This is a genomic window from Sphingobium soli (assembly GCF_020782245.1).
GTDB lineage: Bacteria > Pseudomonadota > Alphaproteobacteria > Sphingomonadales > Sphingomonadaceae > Sphingobium > Sphingobium soli.
The window spans coordinates 191,119-207,900 of the sequence record NZ_JAJGNP010000005.1; the positions used below are offsets into that span (position 1 = coordinate 191,119).

Consider the following 16,782-nt stretch of genomic DNA (forward strand, 5'->3'; position numbering starts at 1 on the left):
CCTTGTCCTAAAGCGGATGCTAACCAGTCCGTATTAACCAGAAAGGGACCGGCGCACCGGCGCTGACGCAGCCACCGCCACACAGGCGCTACTTTCGGGGATAATCATGTTCGCAATCATCGGCCTTGTCGTGCTTCTGGGCATGGTGTTCGGCGGCTTCATCTTCACCGGCGGCGATATCGGCCCGGTGCTCCACGCGCTTCCGCACGAAATGCTGATCATCGGCGGCGCGGCGGTCGGCGCGCTCATCATCGGCAATTCGGGCGCGGACTTGAAAGCGCTGGGCGGCGGCCTTGCCAAGGTGTTCAAGGGGCCGGCCTACAAGAAGCAGGATTTCCTCGACTGCATCTTCCTCGTCAGCAAGCTCATGAAGACGCTGCGGGTCGAAGGGCCGGTCGCGCTCGAACCCCATATCGAGGATCCGGGCACCTCCCCCATTTTCGCCGAATATCCCAAGTTGATGAAGGACAAGACGCTCATCCACCTCATCAGCGACACGCTGCGGCTGGTGGTCGTCTCGTCGGGCACGCTTGATCCCCATGCGGTGGAGGAGGTGATGGACAACAGCCTCAAGACCCATCACCATGAAGCCCTCAAGCCCGCCGACAATCTTCAGGGCCTGGCCGACGCGCTGCCGGCGCTGGGCATCGTCGCGGCGGTGCTGGGCGTGGTCAAGACCATGGGCTCGATCGACCAGCCGCCTTCGGTGCTGGGCGCGATGATCGGGTCGGCGCTGGTCGGCACTTTCCTGGGCGTGCTGCTCGCCTATGGCATGGTCAACCCCTTCGCCAATCGCTGCCGCACGGTGATCGAGCAGGACGGGGCGATCTATCATGTCGTCAAGCAGATCATCATCGCCTCGCTGCACGGCCACCCGCAACCGCTGGTGATCGAAGCCGCGCGCTCCAGCCTCATCCACGCCAACCAGCCCGGCTTTGCCGAGGTGTTCGACGGCATGCGGAACAAATAAGCCATGGCCGAGAAAAAGCGCGGCGCGAACGAGCCTGAACCAAGGCCGGTCATCGTCAAGAAAATCATCGTCGAAGGACATGGCGGTCATCATGGCGGCGCATGGAAGGTCGCCTATGCCGACTTCGTGACGGCGATGATGGCCTTCTTCCTGCTGATGTGGCTGCTGGGCGCGACCACCGAAAAGCAGCGCAAGGCGCTGGCTGACTATTTCACCCCGACGCTGGTCGAACTCAAAATGGCATCGGCCGGGTCGACCGGGCTGATGGGCGGCGACAGCCTGACGGGGAAGGATAATTATCCGACCACCGGCGGCGTGGGCAACCTGTCCATCACCATCCCGCGCGACGCCACCGGCACCAAGGACCAGGGCGGCAAGGCGATGCGCGCGGCCGATCGGCAGAAGTTCGAATCGATCAAGAAGGATCTGGAAGCGCGCATGAACCGCAAGGGTCTGTCGCGCCTGCGCAAGAATGTCCGCTTCACCGAAACCCGCGAGGGGCTGCGCATCGACCTGATCGACGAAGCCGATTTCGCGATGTTCGCCATGGGCACCGACCGGCTCGTCACCGAAGCGCGCGCGCTGGTGGGCGAAGTGGCGAGCGTGCTCAAGACCATGCCCAATGACCTCATCGTGCGCGGCCATACCGATGCCCTGCCCTATGCGTCGGGCAAGGCGATGAACAATTGGCGCCTGTCATCGGCCCGCGCGGAATCGACGCGCCAGGCGCTGGCGGACAGCGGCATCGGCAATCCCCGCTTCGCCCGGATCGAAGGCGTCGCCGACCGCGAACCCTTCGTGAAAGACAATCGCTACGATCCGCGCAACCGGCGCATGTCGATCATCCTGGGCTGGAGCCGCGGCGGTGGCGGGGATACCAGTGACGAGGACATAGACGCTGAAACCCGCGCGGCGATCAAGGAACGCGACGACCCCCGCCGCGTCGCGCAGGAACAGGCGCGCAAGCTCGACATGGGCGGCACCGCCCTCCCCGCCGGCGTCGACCTGCTCAACCCCGCCGCGCCCGGCACATCGAGCAAGCCGGGCAAGCATTGAGGCACGGGAAACGGAATTTGCGCGCGTGACGCACCGGTCAGGTCAGTTTGAACCGGGCAGCGCGTGATCATCGGATGGGTTGCGAACAATCTCTCGCCATCGTCACCCCCGCATCCATCGTCATTCCCGCGAACGCGGGGATCCATCTCCCGGCACTGAACATGGCATGACATCGGAAGATGGGTTCCCGCCGCTGCGGGAATGACGGGGATGGGTGGATTGCGGACTGTCGCCTTTCGGGTGGTCAGGTGAGAAGAGCAGGCACGGCTAGCCCTTTGGACGAAGCCACTTGGTTACGTCAGGCTCCATCCAGCCCAAGTCCTCGCGCAGATCGAACGCGTAGCATTGGTTCCGCAACGTCTCGATCGCCAAGCCAAGGCCCATTCGATAGCCGTCGTCGAATTCGGTATTCCCGGTGATATCCACCAGACGCTGCTGAAGGTCGATCACGGTATCCCGTAACATTAGGGCATGGGGGGAGGGTTCGTCTCTCATAGCCTATCATCGCAGGTAGGCCGTGCACTGACAACAGAGCGCGGCAGAAATGTCAGCTATCGAGATCAGCGAACCAACTCAGCTAGGTTGGACGTTGGTCGCCTACAGACCACCCCCTTAATTCCGAATGCCAATGTATGAATGTCAAACCTGATAAGAAAATACAGAATGATAATATCGCAATGCCCCACCATTCCAGAGTTTCAGGGACGAAGTGAAATGACAGCGCCATCAGGGGAGCCTCAATCAAAAGAAGGCAGGCAATCGTCAACCACGCCGATAGATTGAGAGGTAAGTAGTTATATCCGAGCCAGCGCCGGAAGCGGGGTTTGTCCATCGGCGTATAATAGCAGCACATCCAATGTCTGCAATCGCGGCGCTGCTTAGAGCAATTGAATGGCAAAAAATGGTCGATATACGACCTTCAATTTCACCAAAGAAGAGCAATCGGGCGCAGGCGAGACAAGACATGCCGCTGGCTTATGATGGCTGGCTCACACCTCCGCTAGTCCGGCAGCCTCCGCACATAAGGGGGTAGAAACCCTACCCACCCAATGCACCACCGCGCCCGCCATGCCGGGCTTGACCCGGCATCCCGCTCTTCCTTGCACAGATGCACGCAAACAAAAGGACCCACGCGGTCACGGACATACCGCGCCGCCCAGCGCGTCCTCGCTCAATGCACGAAGCGCGCCACCACGTCGCGGTAGGAGCGGCTGACCTTCACCTGCGCGCCGCTTTCCAGCACCAGGAAACATTCGCCATTGGTGTGGGGCTTGACCTGCCGTACCTGGCTCAGATTGACGATGGTGGAGCGGTGGACACGCTGGAAATTGCGCGGGTCCAGCCGCTTTTCCAGGTCCTTCATCGTTTCGCGCAGAATCAGCGAATTGTCGGCGGTGTAGATGCACATATAGTCGCCGGCCGCGTCGATGCGCTCGATCGAATCCACATCGACGCGGAAAATCTGGCCACGGTCCTTGATGTTGATGAGCTTTTCAAAGCGATTGGACGCAGGCGCGCCATCCTCGCTCGCGGCGAAATCGGTCATCGCCTGGGGCGCGACCTCGGCCAGCACCTCACGCAGCTTTTCGACCTCCTGCCCCTGCCGCTTTTCGGTCAGGCGCTGGCGCACGCGGTCGAGCGCGTCAGCCAGGCGCCCTTCCTCCACCGGCTTCATCAGATAATCGACCGCCTGCGCCTCGAACGCGCGGATCGCATGGTCGCTATAGGCGGTGACGAAGATGAACAGGGGCGGTTCGACCTCCATCATGCCCTGAACGACGGAAAAGCCGTCAAAGCCGGGCATCTGGATATCGAGGAACACAAGGTCGGGTTTATGCGTCTTGATGGCGCGGATGGCTTCGCGGCCGTTGGTGCAGGTTTCGACGATTTCGACATCCTCATGCGCTTGCAGACGCAGGGCCAGCCCCTGAATGGCCAGGCTTTCGTCGTCGACGAGGATTGTTCTGATGGTCATGCGGCGACTTTCGATCTTTCATCCATGTTAAGCGGAATTTCGATGATGACCGAAAATCCGCCCGGCGTGGAACGCGTTTCAAAGCGCTGTCGTTCCCCGAAGGCCTGAATTAACCGGTCCCGGATGTTCGGCAGGCCAACACCTGTTCCCTCGCTCATGGGAATGTGCGGCTTGATGGCGCCATCGTTCAATCCCGGCCCGGTGTCCGATACGATGATCCGGACATTATCCCCGGCAGGTTGCGCCGTGACCGTGATATCGGCCCCTTCCTCCTTGGGCGTGACCGCATATTTGATCGCGTTTTCGACCAGCGGCTGCAACAGCAGCGATGGCAGGCGCGCATGCGACACGGCGGGATCGATCACGAAGGCCGGGCGCAGCCGCTCCTCGAAGCGCATCTTCTCGATCTCCAGATACAGCTTGAGCGTCTCCACCTCCTGCGCGATCGTCACCTGCGCGGTCGGTTCGTTGATCAGCGTGTAGCGCAGGAAGGACGACAGGCGCGAGAGCATCGCATTGGCCCTGTCCGTCTGCTTCAAAAGCACCAGCGTCGATATGCTGTTGAGCGTATTGAACAGGAAATGCGGATTGAGCTGATAGCGCAGCATCGCCAGCTGCGCGCTCGACGCCTGGGTTTCGAGGCGCGTGAGCTGGTCCGCCTGCTCCTCCACCGTCAGGTAGAAATTGATCGCATAATAAAGCGCGGACCAAGCCCCGATCAGCGTCACCGACAGATAGAAGGCGCCCAGGAACAGCTGCACGCCCGCCGTGTCGCCGCTGCGGTTCTGCGTGGAAAAGACCCAGGCGTCGATGAACGCCACCAGCGCCGCGGCCAGCACCACGGTCAGGATCGACACGCCCCAGGTGACGATCGGCCGTTGCTTGAGCAGATAACGGAACGCCACCGCTATCAGCAGCGTCACCGAATAGCCTGTGACCGTTGAGATCAGCACCGGGATCAGGCTGGAAAAGGATTGCCCGTTCGCGATGGTCGACGAACCACGCAGCAGGAATGCGCCGGCCCATCCCAGCGATTGCAGGTTCCAGAAGGCGCGGTTCTTGTCAGCGAAAAAGGGCTGGGGCTGGATGCGGGTCACGGACATGGGACCCATGCCTATGCCATTATCGCCCGGTCGGGAAGCCGGCTCACGCAGCGGCAGCCGGTTCCTCAGCCATGGGCGTCACTTCGTCGGGACACAGCCACACCAGGTCGGCCAGTTCCAGCGTGCGTCCGTCCTGCGCCTGAATCGCGATGGGGCGGATCGGCTGCCCGTCGCGCTTGTCGGCCAGCACTTGGCACGCCTGCGTCCCGCAGCCCCAGCGTTCGCCCCATTGGCGCAGCGCCACCATGGCGGGGGCCAGATCCTGCCCCTTTGGCGTCAGGCGATATTCCACCTTGCGCCGGTCGCATTGCATCGGCTGGCGCACCAATATGCCGTTTTCCACCAGCCGGGCGAGCCGGTTGGCCAGGATGTTGCGGGCGATGCCCAGAGTCGACTGGAATTCCTCGAAATGGCGGATGCCCGACAGCGCGCCGCGCAGGATGAGGAAGGACCAGCGCTCTCCCATCATCTCCAGCGCGCTGGGCAGCGCGCATTGTTCCAGATCCTGTGCCAGATTATGTTTCATCTGTCCCACATATAGCGCAAAGCAACACCCGTTGCAAAATCGCCACCTTATTATCGCAACATGGCGTTTTTTTGTTGCACGACAAGAGGGTTCCCACACAATCGGCGGCGATGCTGCGTCAATATGAACTTGTCGAACGGGTAAAGCGCTACGATCCGGAAGCGGACGAGGCGATGATCAACCGCGCCTATGTCTTCTCGGTCCAGAAGCACGGCTCGCAGAAGCGCGCCAGCGGCGACCCCTATTTCAGCCACCCGATCGAAGTCGCCGGCATCCTCACCGACTTCAACCTCGACGATCAGACCATCGTCACCGCCCTCCTCCACGATACGATCGAGGATACGCTCGTCACCTATGACGAGATCGAAAGCGCCTTTGGCCCCGACGTCGCCCGCATGGTCGATGGCGTGACCAAGCTTTCCAAGATCGAGGCCATGTCCGAAAATGAGCGGGCGGCTGAAAATCTGCGCAAGTTCCTGCTCGCCATGTCCGACGATATTCGCGTGCTGCTGGTCAAGCTTGCCGATCGCCTGCACAATATGCGCACGCTGCACTTCATCAAGAATGAGGGCAAGCGCCGCCGCATCGCGCGCGAAACCATGGATATCTACGCCCCGCTGGCCGAGCGGATCGGCATGTACGATTTCATGCGCGAGATGCAGCTGCTCGCCTTTCGCGAGCTGGAGCCGGAGGCCTATGACAGCATCACCCGCCGCCTGGAGCATCTGAAGGAAGGCGGCCATGACAAGGTCGACCGCATCGGCGCGGAGCTGCAATTGCTGCTGGGCGGCAACGACCTGTCCGTCACCGTCTCGGGCCGCGAGAAACACCCCTATTCCATCTGGCGCAAGATGCAGGAGCGGCACATCAGCTTCGAACAGCTGACCGATGTCATGGCGTTCCGCGTCATCACCGACAGCCCGGCCGATTGCTACCGCGCGCTCGGCATCATCCACCAGACCTTCAAGATGGTGCCCGGCCGGTTCAAGGATTATATCTCCACGCCCAAGCGCAACGGCTATCGCTCGCTCCACACCACCGTCATCCATCAGGACAATGCCCGCATAGAGGTGCAGATTCGCAGCCGCGCGATGCACAGCGATGCCGAACTGGGCCTTGCCGCCCATTGGGCCTACAAGCAGAAGGGCGACGCGACCGATCATCACGCCGCCTGGCTGCGCGACCTGGTCGAAATCCTCGAACAGAGCCAGGACGCGGACGAGCTGCTCGAACATACCCGCATGGCGATGTATCAGGACCGCATCTTCGCCTTCACCCCCAAGGGCGAGCTGCACCAGCTGCCCAAGGGCTCGACCCCGGTCGATTTCGCCTATGCCGTCCACACCAGCCTTGGCAACCAGACCGTGGGGGCAAAGGTCAACGGCCGCGTCGTGCCGCTGCGCACCTCGCTCGACAATGGCGACCAGGTCGAAATATTGAAGTCGGAGGGGCAGGAGCCGCAGCCCGGCTGGCTCTCCTTCGCCATCACGGGCAAGGCGCGCGCCGCCATTCGCCGCTTCATCCGCCAGAAACAGCGCGGGGAAGAGATCAAGCTGGGTGAGAAACTCTATGAGGAAATTATCGGCCGCTTCCCTGCCGACCTTGCCAGCGAACTGGGCGACAAGGCGCTCAATGCCGCGCTCAAACGCCTGAAGCTGGAGGATCGCGCCGCGCTGATGGTCGCCATCGCCACCCACCGCGTGCTCGACCATGAAGTGATGGAGGCGCTGGTCCCCGGCTCCACCAGCGCGCAGGGGATGGAGGAAGCCCATCCGCGCCAGCATGAACCCGTGTCGATCCGCGGCCTCACCCCCGGCATCGCCTATAATCTGGGCGATTGCTGCCACCCGGTGCCCGGCGACCGCATCGTGGGCGTGCGCCGCACCGGCGAACCGATCGAGGTCCACACCATCGACTGCCGCTCGCTCGAGGTGGAGCAGGATGACGACTGGGTCGATTTGAGCTGGGACAGCAAGTCCAAGGGCGGCACCGCCCGCCTCTCCGTCATCGTCAAGAACCAGCCCGGCGCGCTGGCCGCCGTCGCCAACGTGTTCGGCGCGACCAAGGCGAACATCCTCAACCTCCAGCTCGTCAACCGCGAAGGCCCCTTCCACACCGACGTCATCGACCTGGAAGTGGCCGACGCCCAGCATCTGATGCGGATATTGTCGGCGCTACGGGCGATCGATGTCGTGGTGCAGGCGGACCGGGTTTGAGTGGATTTGCGCCCATCCAAGCCGTTCGACCGCGAATTTTCTGATGCGTGAAAACAGACCGTCAGATTATGACTCGGTCTGGGACATATCTCCCATTCCCGCCAGCTTTTCAAACGTCAGCTTTCGAAACGCGCTGACATTCTTACTTTCGGGCACCTTGACTCAATGAACGAGCATAATTGGCCGTTTCAGGATCGGCACGTAACTGGAGAAACAGACATGCTGCAGCGCCAAGCATCTGCTAATGAAGGCGCATGATGACGCGACAGACACTTCCATGCCCGTGATCGTGATGCTGGAGATCGAGGCCGGCTCGCCGGATCTCTGGCCTGCGGAGTTTTTCGAATCGCTCGGCTCTCCAAGCTGCGCCCGGGTCAGCGAGACTCTGTGCCTTGCTGCGATCGATCGCCGCGCTGCGGACATCCGCGAACGCCTCACGACCTACACAAAGCGATCCGCCGTTGGGGCGGCCGAGATCTGGGCCCAGTTCCCCGAATATAAATCGGAATACTATGTGAAGATCGAGCGCATGACGCCTTATGGGCCGGCGAGCAGAGAAGTCCGGCTGGGCGATGTCGTGAATGGCGACCGCCTGACCGAAATGGCGCTCACGCTCTATGATCAGCGATCCTTCGGTGACCCACCGCCAAATCCCAAGGCCCGCGAAACGATCAGAGTTTCCAAGGCGGATCTGGGCACATTCGTGTTCCTCCTCGAAACGGGTATCTCGCCAGCTGCGGCACTATCCCAGATCGAAAGTATCAAAGGCAAGGAACTCTATTTCTGCCGTATCTTTTCGATTGTGGGCCTGCCCGATCCTGAAATCGTCCCAGGTGTCCGCTTCCTAACGATGCGGGAATTCCTCGCTACCGACTGTCTACAGTTAATCGCCGCCCATAACGCTCAGCATGCAGCGAATGTCGAACAGTTCAGAAGCAAGGGCATCACGATTCCATCGCTCCAGATTACGCTGCCGCAGGACGCCAGCGGCGTTTTCCTTGCCGATCTCTCATGCATGAGCAAATCCTACGCCGACGCCCTTGTCAGCCGCCTGCTCGCAGCGGTCGCGCTCACCTCGGGCGTGTCGGGCCAGATTACCCTACAAATGAATATAGACGACGATCGCTTTTCGTCCCACGTGCGTTCAGAACATTGGAGCCGCCCCTATCAGAACAGAGCTGGCTTCTGGCAGAATGTCGCCTGGGCTGACAACCCGGTCCTACAGACTCTCATCTCGCTCATCGCCAGATCGACCGAGGGCAAGTTCATCGCTGGCAAGGAGGATTACCGGCTGCTTGCGATCGATACGGTGGAGGACAGTCGCCGGCCTGGGATCGCCGTGCTGCAACTCGCCCAGCTTTGGATGGCGATAGAGCGGCTGCTGTCCTTCAAGAACGAAACCACCATCCAACTCGCGCTTGCTTTGTCCGCGCTGTCCCCCGCGACGGATCGGGTCAAGGCTTTCGAGGTGATCAGGAAATCTTATAATCTGCGCTCGCAGATCGTTCACGGCTATGCCTTCAAGCGAGATGAAACCATCAACGCCGAAATCCAGCAACATGCCCAAACTTTCCGCGAAGTGCTGGCACTCGCGCTCGACCCTATGATGACCAACGGGGACAGCCTGCGTACTGCGATGGTCGCGCACGTCCTGTCTGGCGCCGCCTCACCGATGACGGTCACACTACCCCCGCCCTAATCACCAACGCGCCGCGCCTCCTGCCAGGCGCACTCCAGCAGCACCGTCTCTACCGCGACCCTGCTATCGTCTTGCATGCCGATAGACGCGTTCTTGGCCGCTAGGCCCTGTGCCAAAGCAGTCCGCTCAGCCGGACGACGAGATGAGCGGTGCGATCGTCCTTCTCGCCTTCGACTAGATCCTTGGGATCAGCGGAGACACACTTTACTCCGATGGCGACTACCAGTTTTGAGCCTATGGGCGGCCTTCTAAAGGAGGCCGCCCATTTTGACTTTGTCTTCGCAAGGGAGGTCTGCTTTTTGGGCGGGCTTCTCATCGCGTGAATGGCCAGGAAGGGTGTGCTGCTGGACCGACGAATGGTATAAGAATGGCGGTTCCCGACAGGATCGGTCACTCATGCTTACGCAGTGGGCAGACGTAAATTTGTCGGCAGCCGACGCCGCTTAAAGGGCCGCTCTCCTTGAAACCCCGCTCTGAACCGGACGGTTGCCTACCGCCCACTCCCTCCTATTCCCCTTCCCTAATAGGAGTTTCTCTGGTCTATCCTTGTCGATGGACCGGCCCGCCGCCTTACCCCTTTTTCTCCCGCCGCGCGCGCCCGCATGCCCCGCAGACAGGTGTCGCTTCGTGGTCGCCTTGTGGTCGCTTCATGGTTGCGTCACTTCTGGTTTTTCCCTGTTTTGCGTCGACAAAGCCCGACGACACTGTGAACTTCGTAGGAAAAATTTCCCCGCCCCCTTTCGGCCCACGCGTCCCACGCCCCGCCCCCGCGCCAGATTTGGCGTGACATTGCCGGCCGCTTTCGCTAAGGGCGCACCCGCAGGCCGTGGCAGCGATGCCGTCGGCCTTCCGTCCGAGACAGTCGGTGAAGGGAATATGCCCTTCTTAATGCCCGGCCTAGACGGGGAAAAGCTCTTTACCGGACGGGCGCTTGCCCGATTCGGGTCTGCCTGTTCCTTTTGGGGGTCCAGGCCGGTTGATCTCTCCCCTTCGGACTTTGTGCCCCGTGCGCCCACCCGGCGTGCGGGTTTTGAGCCGTCCTGGCGCGGGCCTTCACCGGCGCTGCGCGGGACATGAAGTGGAGTAATGGCATGGATCGTAATCAGAAAGCTGAGGTCGTTTCCGCGCTGAACGCAGAGCTGGCAGAAGTTGGCGTGGTCGTCGTGACCCGCAACCTCGGCATGACCGTCGCCCAGTCGACCGTCCTGCGCCAGAAGATGCGCGACGCCGGTGCGTCCTACAAGGTTACGAAGAACCGCCTCGCCCGCATCGCCCTTGATGGCACCGCCTATACCGCGCTGAGCGACATGCTCACCGGTCCGGTCGGCCTCGCCACCTCGGTCGATCCGGTCGCCGCCGCCAAGGTTGCGATCGATTTCGCCAAGACCAACGACAAGCTTGAGATCGTTGGCGGCGCGATGGGTGAAGTGCTGCTCGATGCAGAGGGCGTCAAGGCGCTCGCATCGATGCCGTCGCTGGATGAACTGCGTGCAAAGCTGGTCGGCCTTCTGGTCGCGCCCGCTACCAAGCTCGCAACCGTCACCCAGGCGCCGGCCGCGCAGCTCGCGCGTGTCTTCAACGCCTATGCGGAGAAGGAAGCGGCATAAGCCGTTCGCCCTCCGATTTTTTGACCCAAATCTGACGGGGCGCATCGCCCCAAATAAGGAACTGAACACATGGCAGACATCAACGCTCTGGTCGACCAGCTTTCGGCCCTCACCGTCCTCGAAGCCGCCGAGCTGTCCAAGGCTCTGGAAGAAAAGTGGGGCGTTTCGGCCGCCGCTGCCGTCGCCGTTGCCGGCCCCGCCGCTGGCGCCCCGGCCGCTGCCGCTGAAGAAGTGAAGGACGAATTCGACGTCGTCCTGACCGGCGACGGTGGCAAGAAGATCAACGTCATCAAGGAAGTCCGCGCCATCACGGGCCTGGGCCTGACCGAAGCCAAGGCGCTGGTCGAAGGCGCGCCCAAGGCCGTCAAGGAAGGCGTGAACAAGGAAGAAGCCGAAAAGCTCAAGAAGCAGCTGGAAGAAGCCGGCGCGACCGTCGAGCTGAAGTAATCGGCCAGGCGTTCGCGAGGGGGCATTCCTCCTTGCGGACGCGCCGATCCGGCCTTTGCGCCGGAGCAGGAATGGGCGGCGCCATCACGGTGCTGCCCTTTTCGCTTTCATGGGGCACGCGATTCGCATGTTCCCTTCCCGCCCCGCCTCCCTTATCCTGGCGCGGCCCATGTCCGCCTCCTCCGCCCTCATCGACCGCTGGCGCGCCCATCTCGCCCTCGACCGCCGCCGCTCGGTCCACACCGTCCGTGCCTATCAGGCCACCGCCGAAAGGCTGGTCGCCTTCCTGGAACAGCATCGCGGCGAGGCGGTGACGCAGGCGATGCTGGCAAGCCTGGAACAGGCCGATCTGCGCGCCTTCCTCACCAGCCGGCGCATGGATGGCATCGGCAACCTCTCCGCCGCCCGCGAGCTTTCGGCGGTCCGCGGCTTCCTCCGGTTCGTCGGCGGTGAGGATGCCAGGCCGCCCCGGCTCAAGGGACCAAGGGTGAAGCGCGGCCTCCCCCGCCCCGTCTCCCCCGACGAAGCCATGGCGCTCGCCGCCGACATCGCCGAAACCGCCCGCGAAGGCTGGATCGGCGCCCGTGACTGGGCGGTGCTGCTGCTGCTCTACGGCGCGGGGCTGCGGATTGGCGAGGCGATGGGCCTCACTGGCGCCGTCTGGCCGCTGGGCGACACGCTGCGCGTCACCGGCAAGCGCGGCAAGACCCGGCTCGTCCCCCTGCTGCCGCAACTGCGTGCCGCCATAGAAAGCTACGTCGCCGCCTGCCCCTACCCGCTGGAGCGCGACGCCCCGCTGTTCCGCGGCGCGCGCGGCGGCCCGCTCTCCCCAGCATTGATCCGCCGCGCCGTACAAGGCGCGCGCGGACGCCTCGGCCTGTCGGAGCGCACCACGCCCCACGCCCTGCGCCACAGCTTCGCCACACATCTGCTGGGTCGCGGCGCGGATCTGCGCAGCCTGCAGGAACTGCTCGGCCATGCCAGCCTATCGTCCACGCAAATTTACACCCAGGTCGATGCCGCCCATCTGCTCGACATCTACCGCAACGCGCATCCCCGCGCCTGACCCCGTCAGCCGCGCGGCCGCCAGGTCGCCAGACGCCAAAGATAGAAGATCACGGCACCGATCACGCATACCGTCGCCGCCGGCCCCAGATAGCGGTCGATATCCTGGAAATGCCGCCCCAGCGCAAAGCCGGCATAGGCTAGGATGATGTTCCAGATCAGCGCCCCACCCGCCGTCCACAACAGGAAGCGGATATGGCCCATGCGAAACAGGCCGGCGGGCAGGGATATCATCGTGCGGAACGCCGGCAGGAAGCGGAAGACGAAGACGACGACCTGGCCATATTTGCCGAACAGGCGATCCAGCGCCTCGACATCGCGCCATTCCAGCGTCGCCCAGCGGCCATAACGATCGACCAGCGGCTTCAACCGCTCGAACCCCAACATATGCCCGACCAGATACCAGAAATAATTGCCGATCGTCGTGCCAATCGTCCCGGCCAGCAGCAGCCACTCCATCGCCATCCGCCCCTGCCCGACGCGGATGCCACCAATGCCCATGATGAGTTCGGACGGAATGGGCGGGAAGACATTTTCCAGCACCATTAGCAAACCGATGCCCCAATAACCGCCCGCATCGATCAGGCGCAGAACCCAGTCGGTCATGTCAGCGGCTCATGGTCTGGAAAAGGATCACGGCGGCTTAACGCGCCAACCCCTGGTCCGTTCAGTCTGCCGCTCGCGCCGCCAGCCGCGCGTCGATCGCATCCCAGATCATGCCGCCGGTGTCGGTGCCGTCAAACGCCTCGATCGATACGATGCCGGTGGGCGAGGTGACGTTGATTTCGGTCAGCCATTCGCCCCCGATCACGTCGATACCCACAAACAGCAGCCCGCGCGCCTTGAGCTCCGGCCCAAGCGCCGCGCAGATTTCCCGCTCCTTGTCCGTGAGTTCGGTCTTGGCCGCCGATCCCCCAACCGCCAGGTTCGACCGGATTTCGCCCTTGCCCGGTATGCGGTTGACCGCGCCCATCACCTCGCCATCGACCAGCACGATGCGCTTGTCCCCTTGCGCGACGCCTGGGATGAAGGCCTGCACCATGAAGGGTTCGACCCACTTTTCCTTGAACAGTTCGACCAGCGAGGACAGGTTTGCGCCATTCGCGCCGACATGGAATACGGCCACGCCGCCATTGCCGTAAAGCGGCTTCACCACGATCTCCCCATGTTCGGCTAGGAAGCTTTTTACTTCTGCTAAGTCCCGGGTGATCATGGTGGGTGGCATGAAGCGCGCATAATCGAGCACGAACAGCTTTTCGGGCGCATCGCGCACGCTGGCCGGATCATTGACCACCAGCGTTTCGGCCTGCACCCGCTCCAACAAATGGGTCGCGGTGATGTAGCTCAGGTCAAAGGGAGGGTCCTGCCGCATCAGCACGACATCGACGTCGCGGCCCAGATCCAGCGTTTCCCAGTCGCCCAACGCGAAATGATCCCCGGCAACCTTCTGCACCTTCACCGGACGCGCCTTCGCAAGCACCCGGCCGTCGCGATAGGTCAGGTCGGGCGCGAGATAGTGATAGAGTTTGTGCCCGCGCGCCTGCCCCGACAGCATGATGTGAAAGGTCGAATCGCCGGCGATGTTGATGCCCTCCATCGCGTCCATCTGCACCGCGACGGTCAGGGGATTAAACTCAATCATTTCCGAACACCTTCCACTCAGGAGAACAGGACGCGCCGGGCGGCCGTCACCCCCCATGCCAGACATTGGTCAGATGGCGTGGCGGTCGGCCCGGCGCAAGAAGGATCACGTCTATTCGCATGTCGTCACCCGGCTTCGCCAAGTCGTGCCAGAGGATTTCGGCCGCCGCCGCCACCCGCGCCAGGCGGCGTTCGTCAATCGCCATGTCCAGTTCCGCAGCGGTCGCCCTCGCCTTCACCTCGACAAAGGCGAGCATCGCGCCGCGCCGCGCCACCAGATCCACTTCGCCCGCGCGCGTCCGCATACGGCGGCCGACGATCTGCCACCCTTTGAGCCGCAGCCACCAGGCGGCGATGCGCTCCCCCTGTCGCCCGCGCTGTTCGGCCTGGGCGCGGCTCATCCCTTGAGGTCCATCGCCCGATCATAGAGGGTCCGGCGGTCCAGCCCGAACTTCTTCGCGACCTCGCCAGCGGCTTTCGACACGGGCAGGCGCGTCATTGCCTCCAGCAGGGCGGCGTCGGCATCCTCGGCACTGGCAGGCGGCGCATCGCCGGGTGGACCTACGATGACCACGATTTCGCCCTTGGGCGGCGCGTCGGCGTAGCGCATGGACAGGGCGGTAAGCGTGCCCGTCGCCGTTTCTTCGAATGTCTTGCTGATTTCCCTACTGACGGCAGCATCCCGATCACCCAGATGCGCGGCCATGGCCGACAGGCTGTCGGACAGGCGTGGCCCGCTTTCATAGAAGACCAGCGTCGCGCGGAGCGCCGCCACTTCGTCCAGCGCGTCGCCGCGCGCCTTGGCCTTGGACGGGAGGAAGCCCATGAAAAGAAAGCGATCGGTCGGCAGTCCCGACAAGGTGAGGGCCGCGATCACCGCGCTGGGGCCGGGCAGCGTCGTCACCTTGCGTCCCGCCGCCCGCGCGTCCCGCACCAGCTTATACCCCGGATCGGAAATGAGCGGGGTCCCCGCATCCGACAGCAGCGCCACCGATTCGCTCGCCATCCGGTCGATCAGACGCTGGCGCACATGGTCGGCGCTGTGGTCATGATAGGGCAGCATCGGCCGGTCGGACCCGGCATGACGCAGCAGGCGGGCGCTGACCCGCGTATCTTCGACCGCGACCACGTCAGCCCGCCGCAATATCTCGGCCGCGCGCGGGGTCAGGTCTCCAAGGTTGCCGATCGGCCCCGCGACGATGTAAAGCCCGGGCTCCAGCCCAGAAAGTTCAGTTTCCATAAGGACGCCAGATGACAGAGACGGATGCCCCCCGGCAAGCGAACATCTTCGCTTCGATGAAGCGCGGTGCGCGCGTCGCCTTCATGGGCGCGGCCCTGTTCCTGGCCGCCTGTCAGTCGATCGTGCCCAAGGGACCGGCCCCCACCGCGCCCACGGCGCCCACGCGGCCGACGACACCCGAAGTCGTCCAGGGCCTGCCCACCGACACCGCCCGCCACCGCGTGGCGCTGCTCGTGCCGATGAGTGGCGCCAATGCAGGCGTAGGGCAATCTATCGCCAACGCTACAACGCTGGCGTTGCTCGATACCAAGACCGACAAGGTGCGCATCACCACCTATGACACCGCGCTGGGCGCGGCGGCCGCGGTGAACAAGGCGCTGGCCGATGGCAACCGCCTGATCCTGGGGCCGTTGCTGGCGGAAGACGCGCGGGTCGTCGGGCCGATCGCGGCGCGGGCCAACGTGCCGGTCATCAGCTTTTCCAATGACAGCAGCGTCGCCGGCAATGGCGTCTATATCATGGGCTACAACCCCAACCAGTCGATCGAGCGGGTGGTCGACTTCGCCAAGTCAAAGGGCCTGAGTCAGTTCGGCGCGCTGGTGCCGCGCGGCACCTATGGCGAGCGAGCCGGCAACGCGATGCTGCGCGCGGTCGAACAGGCGGGCGGCACGGTCGTGTCGATGCAGACTTTCGACCGGTCTGCGGGATCGATCGCCGCAGCGGTCAAGGCTTTGCAGGCGTCCTCCAGCTATGACGCGCTGCTGATCGCCGATTCCGGGCGCGTCGCGTTGCAGGTTGCGCCGATCCTGCGCAAGAATGGCGGCGGCAGCGCGCGATTGCTGGGCACGGAATTGTGGAACGCGGAGCCATCGCTCGCCAGCAATCCGGCGCTGCGCGGTGCATGGTTCGCCAGCGTGTCGGATGGCCTCTATCGCCAACTCGTCGCCAAATATCGCGCCCGTTACGGATCAGCTCCGTTCCGCCTGTCGTCGCTGGGCTATGATGCGGTGTTGCTGACCGTGCGAATTGCGCAGCAGTGGAACGCCGGCGCGCCCTTCCCCGCCGCCCGGCTGCGCGACGCGGGAGGATTTTCCGGTATCGACGGCGCATTCCGCTTCACCCGCACGGGGGTCGCCGAACGGGCGCTGGAAGTGTCGGAAGTCGGCGCGGGCAATTTCACTGTCATCGATCCGGCCCCGCGCAGTTTTGGCGAGTGAATTGCAGCTGGCGGCTTGCG

16 protein-coding genes are annotated in these 16,782 nt (G+C 63.2%); 8 read left to right on the forward strand and 8 right to left on the reverse strand.

Going from position 1 to position 16,782, the window contains the following annotated elements; all coding sequences use genetic code 11:
• Positions 1 to 106: 106 nt before the first annotated feature.
• Together motA and LL253_RS09125 are read left to right on the forward strand one after the other, a co-directional pair.
• Complete coding sequence (gene motA / locus LL253_RS09120; RefSeq protein ID WP_009820801.1) at positions 107 to 970, forward strand: flagellar motor stator protein MotA; 864 nt, start codon at positions 107 to 109, stop codon at positions 968 to 970.
• Positions 971 to 973: 3 nt separating this feature from the next.
• Entirely contained in the window at positions 974 to 2,026 is a 1,053-nt protein-coding gene (locus LL253_RS09125) for a flagellar motor protein MotB (RefSeq protein ID WP_228226979.1), read from the forward strand.
• A 267-nt stretch (positions 2,027 to 2,293) separates the two neighbouring features.
• On the opposite strand, the gene LL253_RS09130 is transcribed toward LL253_RS09125, so the two are convergent.
• From LL253_RS09130 to LL253_RS09145, 4 genes are all read right to left on the reverse strand, one after another.
• The gene (locus LL253_RS09130; RefSeq protein WP_228220648.1) at positions 2,294 to 2,491 is read right to left on the reverse strand and encodes a hypothetical protein; all 198 of its coding nucleotides are present in this window, start codon (positions 2,489 to 2,491) and stop codon (positions 2,294 to 2,296) included.
• A 706-nt stretch (positions 2,492 to 3,197) separates the two neighbouring features.
• Positions 3,198 to 4,001, reverse strand: a complete 804-nt coding sequence (locus LL253_RS09135) for a LytR/AlgR family response regulator transcription factor (RefSeq protein WP_009820797.1) — start codon at positions 3,999 to 4,001, stop codon at positions 3,198 to 3,200.
• A complete protein-coding gene (locus LL253_RS09140) occupies positions 3,998 to 5,104 on the reverse strand; it encodes a sensor histidine kinase (protein WP_009820796.1) in 1,107 nt (368 codons plus the stop codon). Before LL253_RS09140 ends, LL253_RS09135 begins: the two co-directional genes overlap by 4 nt.
• A 43-nt stretch (positions 5,105 to 5,147) precedes the next feature.
• Positions 5,148 to 5,630, reverse strand: a complete 483-nt coding sequence (locus tag LL253_RS09145; RefSeq protein ID WP_009820795.1) for a winged helix-turn-helix transcriptional regulator — start codon at positions 5,628 to 5,630, stop codon at positions 5,148 to 5,150.
• A gap of 110 nt (positions 5,631 to 5,740) precedes the next feature.
• Between LL253_RS09145 and LL253_RS09150 the strand changes: the two genes are divergently transcribed.
• The 5 genes from LL253_RS09150 (at position 5,741) to LL253_RS09170 (ending at position 12,665) form a co-directional block, all read left to right on the forward strand.
• On the forward strand, positions 5,741 to 7,846 hold the full coding sequence (locus LL253_RS09150; protein WP_228226980.1) for a RelA/SpoT family protein: 2,106 nt from the start codon (positions 5,741 to 5,743) through the stop codon (positions 7,844 to 7,846).
• A gap of 277 nt (positions 7,847 to 8,123) precedes the next feature.
• Entirely contained in the window at positions 8,124 to 9,545 is a 1,422-nt protein-coding gene (locus LL253_RS09155) for a HEPN domain-containing protein (RefSeq protein ID WP_228226981.1), read from the forward strand.
• Positions 9,546 to 10,636: 1,091 nt separating this feature from the next.
• A complete protein-coding gene (gene rplJ / locus LL253_RS09160) occupies positions 10,637 to 11,152 on the forward strand; it encodes a 50S ribosomal protein L10 (protein ID WP_037542042.1) in 516 nt (171 codons plus the stop codon).
• 69 nt (positions 11,153 to 11,221) lie between these two features.
• Positions 11,222 to 11,599: a 50S ribosomal protein L7/L12 gene (gene rplL / locus LL253_RS09165; RefSeq protein ID WP_009820791.1), complete on the forward strand. Its 378-nt coding sequence runs from the start codon at positions 11,222 to 11,224 to the stop codon at positions 11,597 to 11,599.
• Positions 11,600 to 11,768: 169 nt separating this feature from the next.
• Positions 11,769 to 12,665 (forward strand): tyrosine recombinase XerC, encoded by an 897-nt coding sequence (locus LL253_RS09170; RefSeq protein WP_037542475.1) that lies wholly within the window; start codon positions 11,769 to 11,771, stop codon positions 12,663 to 12,665.
• A 5-nt stretch (positions 12,666 to 12,670) separates the two neighbouring features.
• Here the strand turns inward: LL253_RS09170 and LL253_RS09175 are convergent, their stop codons facing one another.
• The 4 genes from LL253_RS09175 to rsmI form a co-directional block, all read right to left on the reverse strand.
• Entirely contained in the window at positions 12,671 to 13,270 is a 600-nt protein-coding gene (locus tag LL253_RS09175; RefSeq protein ID WP_009820789.1) for a DedA family protein, read from the reverse strand.
• Positions 13,271 to 13,331: 61 nt separating this feature from the next.
• Positions 13,332 to 14,306, reverse strand: a complete 975-nt coding sequence (gshB, locus tag LL253_RS09180) for a glutathione synthase (RefSeq protein ID WP_228226982.1) — start codon at positions 14,304 to 14,306, stop codon at positions 13,332 to 13,334.
• Between the two features lie 46 nt (positions 14,307 to 14,352).
• Positions 14,353 to 14,706 carry a YraN family protein gene (locus LL253_RS09185; protein ID WP_228226983.1) on the reverse strand — a complete coding sequence of 118 codons (354 nt, stop codon included), beginning with the start codon at positions 14,704 to 14,706 and terminating at the stop codon, positions 14,353 to 14,355.
• Positions 14,703 to 15,545, reverse strand: coding sequence for a 16S rRNA (cytidine(1402)-2'-O)-methyltransferase (rsmI, locus tag LL253_RS09190; protein WP_009820786.1), 843 nt, complete (start codon positions 15,543 to 15,545; stop codon positions 14,703 to 14,705). Before rsmI ends, LL253_RS09185 begins: the two co-directional genes overlap by 4 nt.
• An 11-nt stretch (positions 15,546 to 15,556) precedes the next feature.
• Here rsmI and LL253_RS09195 point away from each other — a divergent pair, with 11 nt between their 5' ends.
• Positions 15,557 to 16,762: a penicillin-binding protein activator gene (locus LL253_RS09195; RefSeq protein ID WP_009820785.1), complete on the forward strand. Its 1,206-nt coding sequence runs from the start codon at positions 15,557 to 15,559 to the stop codon at positions 16,760 to 16,762.
• Positions 16,763 to 16,782: the final 20 nt, after the last annotated feature.